At 68.8% G+C, this 18,259-nt stretch carries 15 protein-coding genes; 8 read left to right on the top strand and 7 right to left on the bottom strand.

All coding sequences use genetic code 11. The features are described from left to right. Positions 1-13: 13 nt before the first annotated feature. Positions 14-2,467, bottom strand: a complete 2,454-nt coding sequence (locus NE358_RS07890; protein WP_103209403.1) for a DNA gyrase/topoisomerase IV subunit A — start codon at positions 2,465-2,467, stop codon at positions 14-16. A 71-nt stretch (positions 2,468-2,538) separates the two neighbouring features. On the opposite strand from NE358_RS07890, the gene NE358_RS07885 reads away from it, so the two are divergent. Next, positions 2,539-3,666, top strand: coding sequence for an alkaline phosphatase family protein (locus NE358_RS07885; RefSeq protein WP_289942529.1), 1,128 nt, complete (start codon positions 2,539-2,541; stop codon positions 3,664-3,666). Between the two features lie 98 nt (positions 3,667-3,764). Here the strand turns inward: NE358_RS07885 and sepH are convergent, their stop codons facing one another. Continuing rightward, entirely contained in the window at positions 3,765-4,793 is a 1,029-nt protein-coding gene (sepH, locus tag NE358_RS07880) for a septation protein SepH (protein ID WP_289942528.1), read from the bottom strand. Between the two features lie 221 nt (positions 4,794-5,014). Here sepH and NE358_RS07875 point away from each other — a divergent pair, with 221 nt between their 5' ends. After that, on the top strand, positions 5,015-5,308 hold the full coding sequence (locus tag NE358_RS07875) for a DUF4193 domain-containing protein (protein ID WP_055837222.1): 294 nt from the start codon (positions 5,015-5,017) through the stop codon (positions 5,306-5,308). Here NE358_RS07875 and NE358_RS07870 read toward each other — a convergent pair. Next, positions 5,283-5,774, bottom strand: a complete 492-nt coding sequence (locus NE358_RS07870; RefSeq protein ID WP_103209410.1) for a DUF3093 domain-containing protein — start codon at positions 5,772-5,774, stop codon at positions 5,283-5,285. The two genes, NE358_RS07875 and NE358_RS07870, sit on opposite strands and share 26 nt — an antisense overlap. A gap of 12 nt (positions 5,775-5,786) precedes the next feature. Between NE358_RS07870 and dut the strand changes: the two genes are divergently transcribed. The 6 genes from dut to NE358_RS07840 all read left to right on the top strand — a co-directional run bounded on the left by dut (position 5,787) and on the right by NE358_RS07840 (position 12,990). Continuing rightward, positions 5,787-6,242: a dUTP diphosphatase gene (gene dut, locus NE358_RS07865; protein WP_174799663.1), complete on the top strand. Its 456-nt coding sequence runs from the start codon at positions 5,787-5,789 to the stop codon at positions 6,240-6,242. Then, the gene (locus NE358_RS07860; protein ID WP_103209413.1) at positions 6,239-6,883 is read left to right on the top strand and encodes a DUF3710 domain-containing protein; all 645 of its coding nucleotides are present in this window, start codon (positions 6,239-6,241) and stop codon (positions 6,881-6,883) included. The genes dut and NE358_RS07860 overlap by 4 nt, the downstream gene beginning before the upstream one ends. Continuing rightward, the gene (locus NE358_RS07855) at positions 6,880-7,635 is read left to right on the top strand and encodes a DUF3159 domain-containing protein (RefSeq protein WP_289942527.1); all 756 of its coding nucleotides are present in this window, start codon (positions 6,880-6,882) and stop codon (positions 7,633-7,635) included. Before NE358_RS07860 ends, NE358_RS07855 begins: the two co-directional genes overlap by 4 nt. Positions 7,636-7,768: 133 nt before the next feature. Further along, entirely contained in the window at positions 7,769-10,609 is a 2,841-nt protein-coding gene (gene acnA / locus NE358_RS07850) for an aconitate hydratase AcnA (RefSeq protein ID WP_103209975.1), read from the top strand. Positions 10,610-10,776: 167 nt separating this feature from the next. Further along, positions 10,777-12,726 (top strand): 1-deoxy-D-xylulose-5-phosphate synthase, encoded by a 1,950-nt coding sequence (dxs, locus tag NE358_RS07845; RefSeq protein ID WP_289942526.1) that lies wholly within the window; start codon positions 10,777-10,779, stop codon positions 12,724-12,726. A gap of 81 nt (positions 12,727-12,807) precedes the next feature. After that, a complete protein-coding gene (locus tag NE358_RS07840; RefSeq protein WP_146035568.1) occupies positions 12,808-12,990 on the top strand; it encodes a hypothetical protein in 183 nt (60 codons plus the stop codon). Positions 12,991-13,058: 68 nt separating this feature from the next. On the opposite strand, the gene NE358_RS07835 is transcribed toward NE358_RS07840, so the two are convergent. From NE358_RS07835 to NE358_RS07820, 4 genes are all read right to left on the bottom strand, one after another. Beyond that, positions 13,059-15,197, bottom strand: a complete 2,139-nt coding sequence (locus tag NE358_RS07835; RefSeq protein ID WP_116239781.1) for a 3-hydroxyacyl-CoA dehydrogenase NAD-binding domain-containing protein — start codon at positions 15,195-15,197, stop codon at positions 13,059-13,061. Beyond that, complete coding sequence (locus NE358_RS07830; protein ID WP_499318501.1) at positions 15,194-16,393, bottom strand: thiolase family protein; 1,200 nt, start codon at positions 16,391-16,393, stop codon at positions 15,194-15,196. The genes NE358_RS07835 and NE358_RS07830 overlap by 4 nt, the downstream gene beginning before the upstream one ends. 80 nt (positions 16,394-16,473) lie before the next feature. Further along, on the bottom strand, positions 16,474-17,670 hold the full coding sequence (locus NE358_RS07825) for a ribonuclease D (protein ID WP_103209427.1): 1,197 nt from the start codon (positions 17,668-17,670) through the stop codon (positions 16,474-16,476). Then, on the bottom strand, positions 17,663-18,253 hold the full coding sequence (locus NE358_RS07820) for a DUF3000 domain-containing protein (protein ID WP_170210645.1): 591 nt from the start codon (positions 18,251-18,253) through the stop codon (positions 17,663-17,665). Before NE358_RS07820 ends, NE358_RS07825 begins: the two co-directional genes overlap by 8 nt. Between the last annotated feature and the right edge of the window lie 6 nt (positions 18,254-18,259).

The following is an 18,259-nucleotide window of genomic DNA, read 5'->3' as shown; positions in this document are numbered from 1 at the left end:
CGGAGCAGCAGGTTCAGCGGACGACGGTGCCGACAGCACCGATGACGGCCTCGAGCGGCTGGCCCGACGCGTCGCGCTTCGCGCCCGACTCAGGCAGCGCCCGCACCGAACCATCGGCGCCGACCGCGCGCGGCTCCGTGCCGACCCAGGCGAGCACGAGCGCGTCTTCGCCGCGCAGCAGACGCTGCGCACGCACACCACCGGTGGCTCGGCCCTTCGCGGGGAACTCGGTGAACGCCGACACCTTCGCGCTGCCCGCGTCCGTGCCCGGGAGTGCATCCGACGAACCCGCGACCGTGACCACGACGGCGTCGAACGCCGAGGCACCGACCACGGCGAACGAGATCACCCGGGCGCCGTCGGAAAGACGGATACCGGCCATACCTCCCGCGGATCGTCCCTGCGGTCGCACGGATGAGGCCTCGAAACGCAGCAGTTGCGCGTCGCTCGCGACGAAGACGAGCTCGGCGTTGTCGCCGGCGGGGGCAGCGCCGACCACACGGTCACCGTCGCGGAGCGAGATGATCTCGATCTCGTCCTTCGTACCCAGCTCGGTCGCTGCGACGCGCTTGACGACCCCCTGCTCGGTGCCGAGGGCGATCGTGGGGGAGTCGACCAGCGGCACGAGAGCCACGACCTTCTCGCCCTTCCCGAGAGCGAGGTACTGCTCGACCTTGGTACCGGCAGCGACCTGCACGGAGTTGGCGGGAACCGAGGGCAGGTCGACGGGGGAGAAGCGGACGAGGCGTCCGGCCGACGTGACCGCTGCGATGTCGCCGCGGGTGGTCGTGTCGACGGACGAGCGGATGGCGTCGTGCTTCGACCGACGCGCGGGCGCGACCACGCCACCGGCGGGAGCGTCGGCGACGAGCTCGGCGCGCACCATGCGGCCCGTGGCCGACAGGTACACCCGGCACGGCGCGTCCGCGATCTGCAGGTCCGCCGCGGCCGCGGCCTTCGCCGAGCGCGGCTGGACGGGACCGCCGTTGAGCAGCATGGTGCGCCGCGGCGTGCCGTACGCCTCTGCCGCGGCATCCAGTTCTCTCGCCACCTGCTGGCGCAGCAGCGTCTCGCTGCCGAGGAGTTCGACCAGCTGAGCGATCTCGGCGTTCAACTGGTCGCGCTCTGCCTCGAGCTCGATGCGCGAGAACTTGGTCAAGCGACGCAGGCGAAGTTCGAGGATGTACTCCGCCTGAGGGTGCGAGAGGTCGAAGACCTCCTGGAGCTTCGTGCGCGCCTGCTCCCCGTCGTCGGACGAGCGGATCACCTGGATGACCTCGTCGATGTCGAGGATCGCGATGAGCAGGCCCTCGACCAGGTGCAGACGTTCGCGCTTGCGCGCGAGACGGTACTCGCTGCGTCGCGTGACGACGCGGATGCGGTGATCGATGTAGACGCGCAGCATCTCGCGCAGACCGAGCGTCTGCGGCTGCCCGTCGACCAGGGCGACGTTGTTGATACCGAAGGAGTCTTCGAGCGGGGTCAGTCGGTACAACTGCTCGAGCACGGCCTTGGGATCGAACCCGGTCTTGATACCGATGACCAGGCGCAGACCGTTGTTGCGGTCGGTGAGGTCGGTGACGTCCGCGATGCCGGTGAGCTTCTTCGCCTGCACGGCGTCTTTGATCTTCTCGATCACGCGCTCGGGGCCGACGAGGTAGGGAAGCTCTGTGATCACGATGCCGGTGCGCCGTGGTCCGAGGGACTCGATCGACGCCTTCGCCCGCGTGCGGAACGTGCCGCGACCGTTCGTGTAGGCGTCCTTGATGCCGTCGAGGCCGACGATGATGCCGCCCGAGGGCAGATCGGGACCGGGGACGAACTCCATGAGCTCTTCGACCGTGGCGTCGGGGTGCTGCAGGAGGTGGATGGCGGCAGCGACGACCTCGATGAGGTTGTGAGGCGCCATGTTCGTGGCCATACCGACCGCGATGCCCGTCGCCCCGTTGACGAGGAGGTTGGGGAACGCCGCCGGGAGCACCTCGGGTTGCTGGAACTGGCCGTCGTAGTTGGGGATGAAGTCGACGACGTCCTCGTCGAGGTTCTCGGTGAGCGCCAGAGCCGCTGCCGCCAGACGCGCCTCGGTGTACCGAGGGGCGGCGGGACCGTCGTCGAGCGAACCGAAGTTGCCGTGCCCGTCGACCAGGGGAACGCGCAGCGAGAAGTACTGCGCCAGGCGCACGAGCGCGTCGTAGATCGGGGCGTCGCCGTGAGGGTGGAGCTTTCCCATGACCTCGCCCACGACGCGCGCGCTCTTGACGTGCCCGCGGTCGGGACGCAGGCCCATCTCTGCCATCTGGTAGAGGATGCGGCGCTGCACGGGCTTGAGCCCGTCTCGGGCGTCGGGAAGGGCACGCGAGTAGATGACCGAGTAGGCGTACTCGAGGAACGACCCCTGCATCTCGGTCGAGACATCGACGTCTTCGATGCGCTCGGTCACGGGCGAGGAGGAACGGGAATCGGGCATGGATACGGCCTCGGGTCGGGCGGGCGTCGCGTCTCGACGGGGATCGGGACTCCTGTGGAAGACTGGGCCCGATGACTTTCAGCCTACCGGCGGACCCGCCGCGCTCTCGGAGCCTCACCGGTGTGGTGACCCAGTCGATCGCCGCGTTGACGGGTGAATCGGAATGGTTCGCTCCGGCCCGCAGCGCGATCGTGCTGCTCGTGGACGGGCTCGGAGCGCACAACCTGGCGTCCCGACGCGGACACGCGCGGTTCCTCGGCACCGCGGGGGGCCGCAAAGACGTCGCCCGTACCGTCTTCCCCTCGACCACGGCGGCTGCCCTCACGAGTCTCCTGACCGGCGCGGAGCCCGGCAGCCACGGAATCGTGGGCTACCGCACCCGCATCCCGCACACCGACGTGGCATCGAATCAACTGCACGGCTGGGAGACCGACGGCCTCGACCCCCTCACCTGGCAACGACGCACGCCCCACTTCGCCGCGCGCGCCGAGGCCGGGTTGCCCAGCTTCGTCGTCTCGCGCCCGAGCTACACCGGCACCGGCTTCACCGAGGCGACGCTGCGCGGGGCGGAATTCGTCTCGTCCGACGACCTCGACGAGCGCGTGGACCTCGCCGCCGATCTGGCTGCGCGGCATCCGGGATCCCTCACCTATCTCTACGCACCCGAGCTCGACACCGCGGGGCACCGCGACGGGTGGGAGTCCGACCGATGGACCGACGCCCTGGAGCGGGTGGATGCCGCCGCCCGACGCCTCGCCGAGACCATCGACCCGCGCACGGGCATCGTCATCACGGCCGACCATGGAATGGTCGACGTCCCCGCGCACAAGCACGTGCTGCTGCGCGAGGGCGACCCGCTGCTCGACGGTGTCGCCCTCATCGGCGGTGAGCCCCGCATGCTCCACCTCTACACGAACGAGGGGCGAGCGGATGCCGTGGCCGCGCTGTGGCGCGAGACCGAGGCCGCGAGAGCCTGGGTGCTCACGCGCGACGAAGCAATCGCGGCCGGGCTGTTCGGCGCCGTCGACGACGAGGTGCGCCCGCGCATCGGGGACGTGCTCGTTGCCGCACGCGGACGCTTCGCCTACTACGACGACCGCGAGGCCGACAAGCGCCCGCAGCGCATGGTGGGCCAGCACGGCTCACTCACGGACGAGGAGCGCACGGTGCCGCTCCTGCGTCTGGGCGCCTTCGCCTGAGGGGGATTCGATGGCCGGCGCGCCGGCATCCGTTCTCCCGGGACGAATGAGGGCGGTCGACCGGTCCCGGTCGACTCCGCGGACCGAACGAGCCGTCGTCAACTCTCGTCGGAGCGGGCGCCGAACACGATCTCGTCCCATGACGGCATCGAGGGACGACCCTTGGTGCGCCGGCCGTTGTCGGCCGGCGGGCGCTCCGACTCGTTCTGCGTCTGGTCGGCCTCGTCGGCGTACCCCGGCTCGACGGCGTCGAACAGGGCGACCGGCGGGCTCGAGGGGCGCGGCTCGGGCTCCACGGCCTCGGACGCGCCGGGCAGCGGCTCGCGTTGTCCACGGCGGCGGCGCAGTGCCTCGAGAAGGTCCGCGGTCTCGGCCGACGTCACGGGGGCGTCCGGCGAGCGCTTGATCGCAGCCGTTTGAACGGCGGTGGCGACGGGTCCGGTCGCTTCCACGCCCGGCTCGTCGTCGATGTCGATGCGGCGAGGGCCGAAGGCTCCGCTGTCGAAGCGCGAGTCGTCCTTGGAAACGTTGTCGAGGGCGCGCAGGCGGGGGATCAGCCCCTCGGGCAGCGATCCCTGGCGCGAGAGCTGGATGGCATCGGAGTTCTGCGGCGAGAGGACGCTGCGACGCGGGTCGAAGCTCCAGCGCGCGTCATGGTCGATGCCGTTGGCCGTGAACTCGAGCTTGACGGACCAGCCCGAACTCTCTTTCCAGCTCGTCCAGCGCTCGGCGGAGGCGCCTGCTTCGGTCAGCTTCGCGCGCACGGCCGCACCGAAGGTGATGGGGGAGTCGTGCTCGAGGGTGCCGCCCAGCAGAACCGGCACGGCCAGGGCCTGCGCGACGACGTGTTCGCGCTCGGCGAGGACGGGACCCTCGAAACGCTCGACGTCCTCGACACGGGCGTTCAGAAGCGCCGCCACCTCGCGAGCAGACATGCCTGCGCGGATGTGCGCCTGGATCTCTCGGGGGCTCGGGCGCGGGGCACGGTCGTCGTCCTCGCGGTCCCGACGCGCACGGCGCGCCTCGGCGCGCAGCACCTCATCGAGCGCGAGGGCGAAACGTTCGCCCGCCTGCGTCGCCACGACGAGGACGTCATCTTCGGTTCCGATGACTTTGAGCTGTTCCATACGAAACACCCCTCCGATCTGCGGTCAGCGTTCATGCTGTCACGCGCGTCGCCCGCAGACGGGAATATCGCGGGCGCGCCGCGAGTTTCCCGTCAGGCCTGACACGCTCGCCCCTCCCGGAGCATTTGCTTATCGAGGACGGGTCATGCAAACTATGGCCGCCCGATCGGGCACCCGATGGGGCACAGCACCACGAAATCCGGAAGTAGAGACCTGCACGCATGGCAACCGATTACGACGCACCGCGCAAGACCGAGGACGACAGCGAGTCGATCGAGGCCCTCAAGGAGCGCGTGCCCGACAAGGCGTCGGGGTCGATCGACAACGAGGATGCCGACAACCCCTCGGGCTTCGAACTGCCCGGCGCCGACCTTTCCGACATCGAGCTCGATGTCGTCGTGCTTCCCGCTCAGGAAGACGAGTTCACCTGCATGAACTGCTTCCTCGTGAAGCATCGTTCCCAGATCGCGGAAGAGAGCGGCCCCGGCTTCATCTGCCTGGAGTGCGCAGCCTGACCTGAGCACGCTGGATCGCCGCCACCAGGCGATCCGGCGTGCGGGTGGACACCACCCACGACGGGGTCGGGTCGTCTGGATCGGTCACGGGAACCGTGACCACACCATCGATCCCACCCCGGATCACGTGCCACGCCCGGTGGTCGAGACCACTCCCTCGGGCCGTGCGGGCCTCCTCGGCGACGACGCCGGCAGGAACGCCCAGAAGATCGACCGGGATGTGGGCGCGTCCCGCGCGCAACTCTCCGTCGCGGATCTCGATGACGGGCGCGATCGCCAGCAGACCCGACACGATCCCCACCGACACGAGAAGCCCGATGAACAGGGCCAGAGTCGTGTCCAGCGGCGAGAAGACGACCGCCGCCATGGGACCGCACACGGCTGCGGCGACGAGTGCCCACAGCGACGGGCTCAGACGCTCTCGATACTCGGCTGCGGTGCGGATGCCGCACCCCCTCTTCTGCATTACCCTCGTGGGGTGACCGAAACGGTGGACGTCCTCATTGTCGCATCCGAGCCTCCGGTCTTCGCCCACCCCGGCGACGCCGGAGCCGACCTGACCGCCGCGGAGGCGCTTCGCCTCGAGCCCGGACGCCGCGCTCTCGTCTCGACGGGGGTACGCATCGCGCTTCCCGAGGGGTACGCCGCATTCGTCGTTCCGCGGAGCGGTCTCGCCGCCAAGCACGGCATCACGATCGTGAACTCGCCCGGGACGATCGACGCCGGCTACCGCGGCGAGATCAAGGTCGCCCTCCTCAACACCGACCTCGACCAGCCCTACGACATCGCGGTCGGAGACCGCATCGCCCAGCTCATCGTGATGCCCGTCCCCGCCGTGCGCTTCGTCCCCGTGGACGAGTTGCCCGACAGCGTGCGCGGTCAAGGCGGCTTCGGATCGAGCGGATACCAGACTCTGCAAGGGAGCACCCGATGACCGACGACGAGTCGCAGACCACGCCCGAGAACACCGATACCGAGGCCGTCGATCCCGGCACCGAAGCCGCGCAGGCGACGAAGAGCGCCCCGGCGGACCGCGAGACCGCGGGACCGTTCGACGAGGCCGAAGCCAACCCCGTCCGCCCCTACATCGACCTGGGCGCGATCAAGATCCTCCCGCGCGAGGGTCTGAACCTCCGCCTCGAGGTCGAAGAGCAGACCAAGCGCATCGTGGCCGTCGGCCTCGACTACGCCGATTCGACTCTGCAGGTGCAGCCGTTCGCCGCTCCGCGTTCGAGCGGTCTGTGGGAAGAGACGCGCGACCAGATCCGCCAGCAGGTCAAGCAGCAGGGCGGCCGTGTCGAGGAGCGCGAGGGACCGCTCGGCCCCGAACTGCTCGCCGAGGTTCCCGTCGCCGGTGCGGACGGTGCGAGCAAACGCCTCGCTCGTTTCGTCGGTGTCGACGGGCCCCGCTGGTTCCTCCGCGGCGTCGTCGGGGGAGCGGCGACGAACGACGTCGAGGCCGCCGCGGCCGTCGAGGATCTTTTCCGCTCGATCGTCGTGGTGCGCGGGTCGTCCCCGATGCCTCCGCGTGATCTCATCCCCCTCCGGATGCCGTCGAGCCCCGGAACGGCATGAGCGACGACCCCACCCGCGCGGCGCGAGAAGACGACCGCGTCCCCCTCGATCCGCCGTCCGCGGCGGAGAGCGTGAGCGCGGCTCTCGGAAACGCCGCACGCCGCGCGGGCCTCGACCCGGCGAAGCACACCTCGACCGGCGCGGCAGTGTGGTCGGCGATGGGCGGGGTGCGCGGCATCCTGGAATCCGTTCTTCCTTCTCTCGCGTTCGTGGTGCTGTTCACGGTCACGATCGACCCCGAGACACGCCAGGGGAACCTGTGGTTGAGTCTCGGCGTCTCGGTCGGGCTCGCTGTCGTCTTCACGCTCGCGCGTCTGATCGCGAAGTCGCCCCCCAGCGCGGCGATCGGCGGACTTCTCGCGACCGCCGGCGCAGCCGTGCTCTCGCTCGTGACGGGACGCGGGCAGGACAACTTCGTGCTCGGGTTCTTCACCAACGGGGCGTACGGAACGGCTTTTCTCGTGTCGGCGCTCATCGGCTGGCCGCTGATCGGTCTGGCGGCGGGATATCTGCTGGGCGAGGGCACCCGCTGGCGCGGCGACCGTCGCAAGCGCCGCGCCTACACCTGGCTCTCGATCGCGTGGGCGGCCCTGTTCGCCGCCCGCCTCGCGGTGCAGCTGCCGCTGTACTTCGCGGGAGATGTGACGGCGTTGGGGACGCTCAAGATCGTCATGGGCCTGCCGCTGTTCGCCCCGATGCTGGCGGTGACGTGGCTCGTCGTCCGCGCTCTCCACCCTCGTCGCGAGTCCTGATATTATCTTGACATCAAGATAAATCCGTCGCCTCGAGCGGTTAGGTCCACCTTCCTGGAATCGGCCTCTCCCCGCGGGGAAGATGGAGAAATGCGGGCTGACGCCTGCGCATTCGCCGACGAAGGAGACGATCGTGTCCACGGTTGACAGCTTCGGTGCCAAGAGCACCCTGACGGTCGGCAGCACCGACTACGAGATCTTCCGCATCGACACGGTCGCCGGTCACGAGAAGCTCCCGTTCAGCCTCAAGGTGCTGCTCGAGAACCTTCTGCGCACCGAGGACGGCGCCAACGTCACCAAGGAGCAGATCGAGGCGCTCGGCTCGTGGGTCCCCACGGCCGACCCCGACACCGAGATCCAGTTCACTCCGGCCCGCGTGGTCATGCAGGACTTCACCGGTGTGCCGTGCATCGTCGACCTCGCCACCATGCGCGAGGCCGTCACCGCCCTCGGCGGGGATCCCAACAAGATCAACCCGCTCTCGCCCGCCGAGATGGTCATCGACCACTCGGTCATCGCCGACCTGTTCGGCAGCGAGAACGCTCTCGAGCGCAACGTCGAGATCGAGTACGAGCGCAACGGCGAGCGGTACCAGTTCCTCCGCTGGGGCCAGACGGCCTTCGACGATTTCAAGGTCGTCCCCCCGGGAACCGGCATCGTGCACCAGGTCAACATCGAGCACCTGGCGAAGGTCATCTACGACCGCTCGGTCGACGGTGTGCTCCGTGCGTACCCCGACACCTGCGTCGGCACCGACTCGCACACCACCATGGTCAACGGCCTCGGCGTGCTCGGCTGGGGCGTCGGCGGCATCGAGGCCGAGGCGGCCATGCTCGGCCAGCCCGTGTCGATGCTCATCCCGCGCGTCGTCGGCTTCAAGCTCTCGGGCGAGATCCCCGCGGGCGTGACCGCGACCGACGTCGTTCTGACGATCACCGACATGCTGCGCAAGCACGGCGTCGTCGGCAAGTTCGTCGAGTTCTACGGCGAGGGCGTCGCCTCGGTTCCGCTCGCCAACCGCGCCACCATCGGCAACATGAGCCCCGAGTTCGGCTCGACCGCCGCGATGTTCCCCATCGACGACGTCACGCTCGAGTACCTGCGCCTGACCGGTCGCGACGAGCAGACGGTCGCCCTCGTCGAGGCGTACGCCAAGGAGCAGAAGCTCTGGCACGACGCCGACCGTGAGTTGGTCTTCAGCGAGTACATGGAGCTCGACCTCTCGACGGTCGTCCCCTCCATCGCCGGCCCGAAGCGTCCGCAGGACCGCATCCTGCTGTCCGAGGCGAAGTCGCAGTTCGAAAAGGACATCCTCAACTACGCCGGCGGCGCGACCTCGGACTCCGTCGTCGACCTCGAGGTCGACGGCACGTTCCCGGCGTCCGACCCCGGTTCGGTCCCCGGGGAAGAGCACGAGCACGTCACCGAGACCGAGGTGCTCGTCTCGTCGGGCCACCCCGCGAACGCCTCCAACCCGGTGCGCGTCACCACGCCGGAGGGCCAGTCGTACCTGCTCGACAATGGCGCGGTCACTCTGGCAGCCATCACATCGTGCACGAACACCTCGAACCCCTCGGTCATGATCGCGGCCGGCCTTCTCGCCAAGAACGCCGTCGACAAGGGCCTCAAGCGCAAGCCCTGGGTCAAGACCACGCTCGGCCCGGGCTCGAAGGTCGTCACCGACTACTACGAGAAGTCCGGCCTCGACAAGGCGCTCGAGGGTCTCGACTTCTACACGGTCGGCTACGGCTGCACGATCTGCATCGGCAACTCGGGCCCTCTGATCGAAGAGGTCTCCGAGGCGATCAACGAGAACGACCTCGCCGTCACGGCCGTCCTCTCGGGAAACCGCAACTTCGAGGGACGCATCAGCCCCGACGTGAAGATGAACTACCTGGCCTCGCCGCCGCTGGTGGTCGCCTACGCCCTCGCCGGTTCGATGAACTTCGACTTCGAGACCGACGCGCTCGGCAAGGACCAGAACGGCGAAGACGTCTTCCTCAAGGACATCTGGCCCGCCCCCGACCAGGTGCAGACGATCATCGACGCGTCGATCTCGCGCGAGCAGTTCATCCAGCAGTACGCCACCGTGTTCGAGGGCGACGAGCGCTGGAAGAACCTCCCCACCCCGACCGGTCCGGTCTTCGAATGGGATGCCGACTCCACCTACGTGCGCAAGGCTCCCTATTTCGACGGCATGACCATGCAGCCCGACGCGGTGCGCGACATCACCGGCGCTCGCGTGATGGCGACGCTCGGCGACTCGGTCACCACCGACCACATCAGCCCGGCCGGCAACATCAAGGCGGGCACCCCCGCCGCGCAGTACCTGATGGAGCACGGAGTCGCCCAGAAGGACTTCAACTCCTACGGATCGCGCCGTGGTAACCACGAAGTCATGATCCGCGGCACCTTCGCCAACATCCGCCTGAAGAACGAACTCACCGCGGCCGTCAACGGCGGCACGGTCGTCGAGGGCGGCTACACGCGTGACTTCACCCAGGAGGGTGGCCCGCAGTCCTACATCTTCGACGCGAGCCAGAACTACCAGGATCAGGGCACCCCGCTGGTGATCTTCGGCGGCAAGGAGTACGGCTCCGGCTCCTCGCGCGACTGGGCGGCCAAGGGCACGAACCTGCTGGGCGTCAAGGCCGTCATCACCGAGAGCTTCGAGCGCATCCACCGTTCGAACCTCATCGGTATGGGCGTCGTTCCGCTGCAGTTCCCGGCCGGCGAGAGCTGGAAGTCGCTGGGCCTCGACGGCACCGAGATCGTCTCGATCGAGGGCCTCGAGCAGCTCAACGAGGGCGTCACGCCCAAGACGGTGAAGGTCACCGCCGAGCCGAGCGAGTTCTCGCCCGAGGGCAAGCAGACCGTGTCGTTCGACGCCGTGGTCCGCATCGACACCCCCGGTGAGGCCGACTACTACCGCAACGGCGGAATCCTGCAGTACGTGCTGCGTTCGCTGGTCTGACCCACGACGGAAGTGCCCCGGAAGCCCCGTGCTTCCGGGGCACTTCGCTTTCGACCTAGACCACGCTGGCGCGATCTGCGCAAGCCGTTGCCGGGCCGGTTCACCTTCCGGAGACTAGAATTGACCCGTACGCGCGGACCCCGCGCGCATCGCACGAGAGGAGTCTGATGGCTCTCCTACCCGGCATTCACGGTCCCCGTGACCTCGATGGGCTGACCCCCGACCAACTGCGGCAGCTGGCCGCGGAAGTCCGCTCATTTCTCATCGAGATGGTCTCCCGCACGGGCGGGCACCTCGGCCCGAACCTCGGCGTCGTCGAGCTGACGATCGCTCTCCACAAGGTCTTCGACTCCCCGTCCGACCCGATCATCTTCGATACCGGACACCAGTCGTACGTGCACAAGATGCTCACCGGCCGTCAGGACTTCACGGCCCTGCGTTCCCGCGGAGGCCTGGCGGGCTACCCGCAGCGTGCCGAGAGTGAGCACGATGTCGTCGAGTCGTCGCACGCCTCGAGCTCCCTCAGCTGGGCCGACGGCGTCTCGCGGGCTTTCAGCCGCACCGGTCGCCGCGACCGCCACGTCATCGCCGTGGTCGGCGACGGCGCACTCACCGGCGGGATGACCTGGGAAGCACTCAACAACATCAGCGACGACAACGAGCGCAATCTCGTCATCGTCGTGAACGACAACGGGCGATCGTATGCGCCGACCATCGGCGGGATGGCGCGTTACCTCAATCGCGTGCGGACCAACGACGCGTACCGCACGCTGCACCGCGGCTCCGACACGCTCTTCCGTCGCCTGGGTCCGGCCGCGCGGGCCGTCTACCGCGGCGTGCGCGGCGGCACCCACGGCTTCCTGTCGCGCTTCACGAACAACGAGGCGCTCTACAGCAACCTCGACATCAAGTACCTGGGTCCCATCGACGGGCATGACTTCGAATCGCTCATCGAGACGCTCGAGCTCGCCAAGTCGTACGGTGCCCCCGTCATCGTGCACGCCATCACCGACAAGGGCAGCGGCTACGCCCCCGCGATGAGCGACGAGGCCGATCAGTTCCACGCCGTGGGCAAGATCGACCCCGTCACGGGCGAGGCCATCGGCGCGGGCAGTGGTCTGCAGTGGACCGACGTCTTCGCCGAGGAGCTGACGAAGGTCGGTGGAGAGCGCGACGACATCATCGCCATGACCGCGGCGATGCTGCGCCCCACCGGTCTCCAGCAGTTCGCCGAGCGCTTCCCCGAGCGCGTGTACGACGTGGGCATCGCCGAGCAGCACGCCGTGGCATCCGCCGCCGGTCTCGCCTTCGGCGGGCTGCATCCTGTCGTCGCGATCTACGCGACGTTCATGAATCGCGCGTTCGACCAGGTCATGATGGACGTCGCCCTGCACAAGGCCGGCGTGACCTTCGTGCTCGACCGCGCGGGAGTCACCGGTCCCGATGGCCCGAGTCATCACGGCATCTGGGATCTGGCGATGCTGCAGCTCGTTCCCGGCATCCGGATCGCCGCTCCGCGCGACGCCGCACGTTTGCGCGAGGAGTTCCGCGAGGCCACGGCCGTCGAGGACGCCCCCACGGTCGTTCGATACCCCAAGGGCAAGGTGAACGCCGACGTCGAGGCCGTCGAGCGCCTGCACGACGGTGTCGACGTCCTGAGCCGCGGAGCGAGCGAGGATGTGCTGCTGGTCGGTATCGGCCCGATGGTGCACCTGGCCCTCGAGGTCGCCGAGCGTCTCGAGGCGCAGGGTATCGGCGCAACGGTGATCGACCCGCGCTGGGCGATCCCCGTGCAGCCCTCGGTGATCGAGCTCGCCCGCGAGCACCGCCTGGTGATCACCATCGAAGACGGCATCCGCGTGGGCGGCGTCGGCACGCGCGTGCGTCAGGTGCTGCGCGAGGCCGGAGTCGACACGGCCGTCGATGAGCTCGGCATCCCCGACGAGTTCATCGACCATGCCACCCGTGAGCAGATCCTCGAAGACGCCGGCCTCACCGCGTCGAAGATCGCTCACGACGTCGTTGCGCAGGTGCTCGGAACCCGCGTTCCCATGGCGCGCCAGACCCCGACCGGCTCGATCCCCACGATCGAGGAGTGGGAGAAGTCGCGCCGCTGACGCGGCGGCATGGTCGAGAACGGGCGGGGATGAGGGGATTCCGACCCGTTCGTCGTGTGCGCCCCGTCACGAGGACAGGGGATGCCGCAGGAACAGGCTGAACCGGGCGCGAGGGACCTGTTCTCGGCGCATGCCCGGTGTTCCCGTGGCAACCCGGCCTGCCGCGGCGCACCGGTCGTCGCGTCGCCAGAGCAGGGGATGGATCCGGAACAGGCCGGAACGAGCGACACCCACCTGTTCTCGTCGCCCGTCCTGTTCTCGTGACCCGGTGTCTCCGGGCACGACGGCGGCGCCGCCCCGAAGGGACGGCGCCGCTGTCGTCACGCGAGGGCTCAGCCTCCGATGCCCCGGATGGGCGGGTGATGGAACGTGTCACCGAACGCCCGCTGGGATGCCCCCTCACGGTCGAGGTAGGGCGAGGCGCCACCGTCGATGAACGGCCACCCGGCGCCGAGGATGAGGCACAGGTCGATGTCTTGCACCTCGGGCACGACGCCCTCGTCGAGCATGATGTGGATCTCCTGCGCGAGACCGTTCTGCACGCGCGCGAGGATCGTCTCGGGCGCCACCGGCGTCTTTCCCGTGACGAGCACCTTCTGAGCCGCCTTGGTCCACCCGGTCACACGACCGCCCTTGTCCTTCTCGACGACCTCGGGGAGGGCGGCGAGCTCGTGGAAGTTCTCCGACGAGAAGAATCGGTCGGGGAAGGCGTGCGCCATCGTGTCTTGCACGTGCGCGGCGACTTTCCATCCCACCAGGTCGATGAGCTGGAACGGTCCCATCGGAAGACCGAGCGGCGCGAACGCCTTCTCTACCACCGTGATCGGTGTCCCCTCGTACACCGCTCGCGCCGCTTCACCCATGACCTTGGCCAGCAGACGGTTCACGACGAACCCGGGGGCGTCGGCGGTGAGCACGGCGTTCTTGCCGAGACCCTTGGCGACCACGAAGGCCGTCGACAGCGCCGCGTCGGAGGTGGCATCCGTCTTCACGACCTCGATGAGCGGCATGACCGCGACGGGGTTGAAGAAGTGGAAGCCCACCAGACGCTCGGGGTTCTGCAGCACCGAACCGATCTCGGCGACCGAGAGCGACGAGGTGTTGGTGGCAAGGATCGCGTCGGCGGCGACGATCTTCTCGATGGCGGAGAAGACCTCTTGCTTGACGCCCACCTCTTCGAACACGGCCTCGATCACGAAGTCGCAGTCCGCGAACTCCGACCGGTCGGTGGTGCCGTGCACGAGGGCGCGCAACTGATTGGCGGTGTCGCCGTCCAGACGACCCTTCGCCTCCAGCTTGCCGATCTCTTCACGAATGGATGCCACGCCCTTGTCGACCCGACCCTGATCGAGGTCGGTGATGATCACGGGCACGCGCAGCTTCCGCACGAACAGCAGCGCGAACTGCGAGGCCATGAGACCGGCACCGATGACGCCGACCTTCGTGACTCTCTTCGCGAGGGCCTTGTCGGGGGCTCCGACCGGACGCTTCGCGCGCTTCTGCACGAGGTCGAAGGCGTACATGGACGCCGCGAACTGGTCGCCGGTGATGAGATCGGCGAGAGCCTCGTCCTCGCGGGCGAACCCCTCGGCCTTCGTGCCGCTCTTCGCCTTGTCGAGCAGGTCGAGAGCGACGTAGGGGGAGCGGGGCACGGTGCCGATCTTCGACTCGAGCATGCCGCGGGCCATCTTGATCGCGATGGGCCACTTGGTCAGACGCTCGAGCTTGCCGGGCTCGTTCTTGCGCTCGACGCGGACCCGACCGGTGAGCACATCGTCCGCCCAGCGGAGCGAGTCCTCGAGGTACGAGGCCGCCGGGAAGATGGCATCCATGATCCCGAGGTCGAAGGCCTGCTTCGGCTTGAGCATGCGGTTCTGTTTGAGGGGGTTCGAGATGACCACCTCGAGCGCGTTCTCGATGCCGATGAGGTTCGGCAGCAGGTAGGCGCCGCCCCAGCCCGGAATGATGCCGAGGAACACCTCGGGGAGCGCCACGGCTGCGGCGGAGGCGTCGACGGTGCGGTAGGTCGAGTTCAGCGCGATCTCGAGACCGCCGCCGAGCGCGAGGCCGTTCACGAACGCGAACGTGGGCACACCCAGGTCGGACAACGAGCCGATCACCTGGTGTCCGCGCTGCGCGATGAGGCGCGCGACCTCTTTCGAGGGGAGCTTCGCCACGTCGGACAGGTCGGCGCCCGCAGCGAGGATGTACTGCTTGCCGGTGATCGCGACGGCGTGGATCTCGCCCTTCGCGGCGCGCTCCTTCAGCGTCGCGAGCGTGCGCCCGAGCTCGGCGAGCGTCGCGGGCCCGAGGGTGTTCGGCCGCGTGTGGTCGCGCCCGTTGTCGAGCGTGATCAGCGCGAGCACGTTGCCCGAGGGCAGGCGCACGTCGCGGACGGGGGAGTGGGTCACCACCTCGTCGGCGGTGAGGGCGTCGAGGGGCGTGAAGTCGATCGAGGTGTAATCGGTCACTTGCGCTTCTTCTTTCCGTCGAAGAACGGGTTCTCCCAGATGACCGAGCCACCCTGCCCGAGGCCCACGCACATGGCGGTGAGGCCATAGCGCACGTCGGGACGCTCGGCGAACTGCGCGGCCAGCTGGATCATGAGACGCACTCCGGATGCCGCGAGCGGGTGGCCCAGGGCGATGGCGCCGCCCCACGGGTTCACGCGCGGGTCGTCGTCGGCGATGCCGAAGTGGTCGAGGAGCGAGATCACCTGGATGGCGAACGCCTCGTTCAGCTCGAACAGGCCGATGTCGTCGATCGTGAGTCCGGCCTTCTTGAGGGCCTTCTCGGTCGAGGGGATCGGGCCGATGCCCATGATCTCGGGCTCGACGCCGGCAAAGGCGAACGACACCATGCGCATCTTCGGCGCAAGGCCGAACTCCTTCACGGCATCGCTTCCGGCAAGCAGGCTGATCGTTGCACCGTCGGTCAGGGGCGACGACGTGCCGGCGGTGACGCGACCGTGCGGACGGAACGGTGTCTTCAGCGTCGCGAGGCCCTCGAGCGTGGTCTCGGGGCGGCGCCCCTCGTCCTCGGTCGCCAGCCCCCAGGCACCGTCGGCGTCCTTGATCGCGACCGACACGAGGTCGGGCTGGATCTTGCCGGCGTCGTAGGCCGCCTGCACCTTGTGCTGGCTCGCCACGCCGAAGCGGTCGGCCCGTTCCTTCGTGAGGTGCGGGAACCGGTCGTGGATGCGCTCGGCCGTCACGCCCATGTTCAACGCGCCCGGGTCGACGAGCTTCTCGGCGACGAAGCGCGGGTTGGGGTCGACGTTGCCGCCGATGGGGTGACGACCCATGTGCTCGACACCGCCGGCGAGGGCGAGGTCGTACATTCTGACGCCGATCGAGGCGCCCATCGTGGTGACGCTCGTCATGGCGCCCGCGCACATGCGCTCGACCGCGAGGCCGGGCACGGTCATCGGCAGACCCGCGAGGATCGCCGCGGTGCGTCCGAGGGTCAGCCCCTGGTCACCGGTCTGCGAGGTCGCGGCGATCGCCACGTCGTCGATCCGATCCTTCGGCACGTCGCCGTTGCGCTCCATCAACCCGATGATCGCCTTGACCACCAGGTCATCAGCGCGGGTGTTCCAGTACATGCCCTTCTCGCCGGCGCGCCCGAAGGGGGTGCGCATTCCGTCGACGAAGAAGACGTCCGTCATCTCGGCCACTCTGCCTCCAAAGTTTGGGATGACCCCAGCCTAGGAAGACCGATTCGGTGGGAAGAATCGGTTGTCCGAACCTACGAATCCGTGGCAGACACGTCCTCGTCGGCATTGAGGGAAGCTACAAAGCTATCGGCGATCACCTGTGAGGTCTGGTCAATCTGCCAGGGCCGCGCTCCGAGCTCGGCGAGAGCCGTCCCGACCGAATCAGCCGTGACCTCGGACGGCGGAGCCCAGGCCAGCCGACGGAGGGTCTCGGGCGTGAGCAGGTTCTCGGTCGGCATCCGCAGCTCTTCCGCTCGCGCCTCGACGGCCGGACGGGCCTTCTTCAGACGACGATCGGCCTCGGGATTGCGGTCCGCCCACGCGCGCGGCGGAGGGAGGGTGTCGCTGGGAACACGGTCGGCGGGCAGGTCCGTCGACTCCCGACCGGCGACGATCGCGTTCCACCAGCGGTCCAGCTGGGTACGGCTGGCGCGACCGTTGAACTCTTTGACGCCCGCGAGCGCCTGCTTGCTCGCCGGATCCGCGATCACGGCCGCGACGAGGGCGCGATCGGGAACGAGTCGACCCGGGGCCACGTCCTGCTCGCGGGCGTAGTCCTCGCGCGCCTGCCACAGCGACCGTGCCACGGCGAGCGACCGGCGGCCGCGCACGCTGTGCAGGCCGCTGAGTCGACGCCACGGGTCGTCGCGCGGCGGCTTGGGCTCGCGGTCGAGCACCGCCTGGAACTCCTGACGCGCGATCTCCGTCTTGCCCTGCTCGGCCAGCTCGGCATCGAGCACGTCGCGGACGTCGATGAGGTGTTCGACGTCGAGGGCGGCGTATTCGAGCCAGGATGCCGGCAGCGGGCGCGTCGACCAGTCCGCGGCCGAGTGGGCCTTGGCCAGAGTGATGCCCAGAGTCTGTTCGACGACCGCGCCGAGGCCGACGCGTTCGTGACCCAGCAGACGCGAGCCCAGCTCGGTGTCGAAGATGCGCGGAGGCTCGAGTCCCCGCTCGCGCAGCGACGGAAGGTCCTGGCTGGCAGCGTGGAACACCCACTCGACCTGGCCGATGGCGTTCTGAAGGGGCGAGAAGTCCTCGATCGTCGAAGGATCGAAGAGGAAGACCCCGGCTTCTCGGCGGAAGACCTGGATGAGATAGGCGCGCTGCGAATAGCGGAAGCCCGAAGCGCGCTCGACGTCGACCGCGGCGGGACCGCTCCCCGCGGCCAGGGTCTCGCAGGCGGCGAGGAAGCCTTCGGCGTCCTCGATGACGATGTACTCAACCACGCGTGGGCCTCCGGGCTCCAAGAACAGCGACGCCCTCCGACCCCGGGGGGAGGCCGGCGAGCATGCACACGAGCTCCGCCCACGCCTCGAGGTGCGGGCGGAAGGGACCGCGCGGCGACCACGACGCGCGAAGTTCGATCTGCGACCCCTCGCCCTGTGAGGCCAGCGCCCCGAAGCCGGTCGAGAGGGTCTTGGTGGCGGTGCCCGATTCGGAGTGGCGCTGGGCGCCGCGCGAGTCCAGAGCGTCGATCAGCCACGACCACGCGACTTCGGCCAGCAGCGGGTCGACGCCGATCTCCGGCTCGAGGGGGGCCTGCGCGAAGCAGACGATGCGCCAGGCACCTCCCCAGGGCTCCGGCTCCTCGGGGTCATGCAGCAGGATGAACCGCCCCGTGCCGAAGGGTGAATCGGTGGCGTGCTCCTCGGGCCGCACGTCTCCCGCCAGCGCCAGGGAGAAGGGGGCCAGGCCGGACGGCGACGGAATCTGACGAACGATCAGGTCGTCGCGGAATGCCGTGTCGCGCAGCTCTTCCACGGCTCGCGCGAAGGGGCTGTCGGCCTCCGCCGGGCGCTGGTCACTCACGGCCAC

The sequence above is a fragment of the Sphingomonas sp. G5 genome (assembly GCF_052660795.1).
Note: the sequence above shows the minus strand (reverse complement) of the source record. Positions and strands in the feature narration are given on the sequence as shown.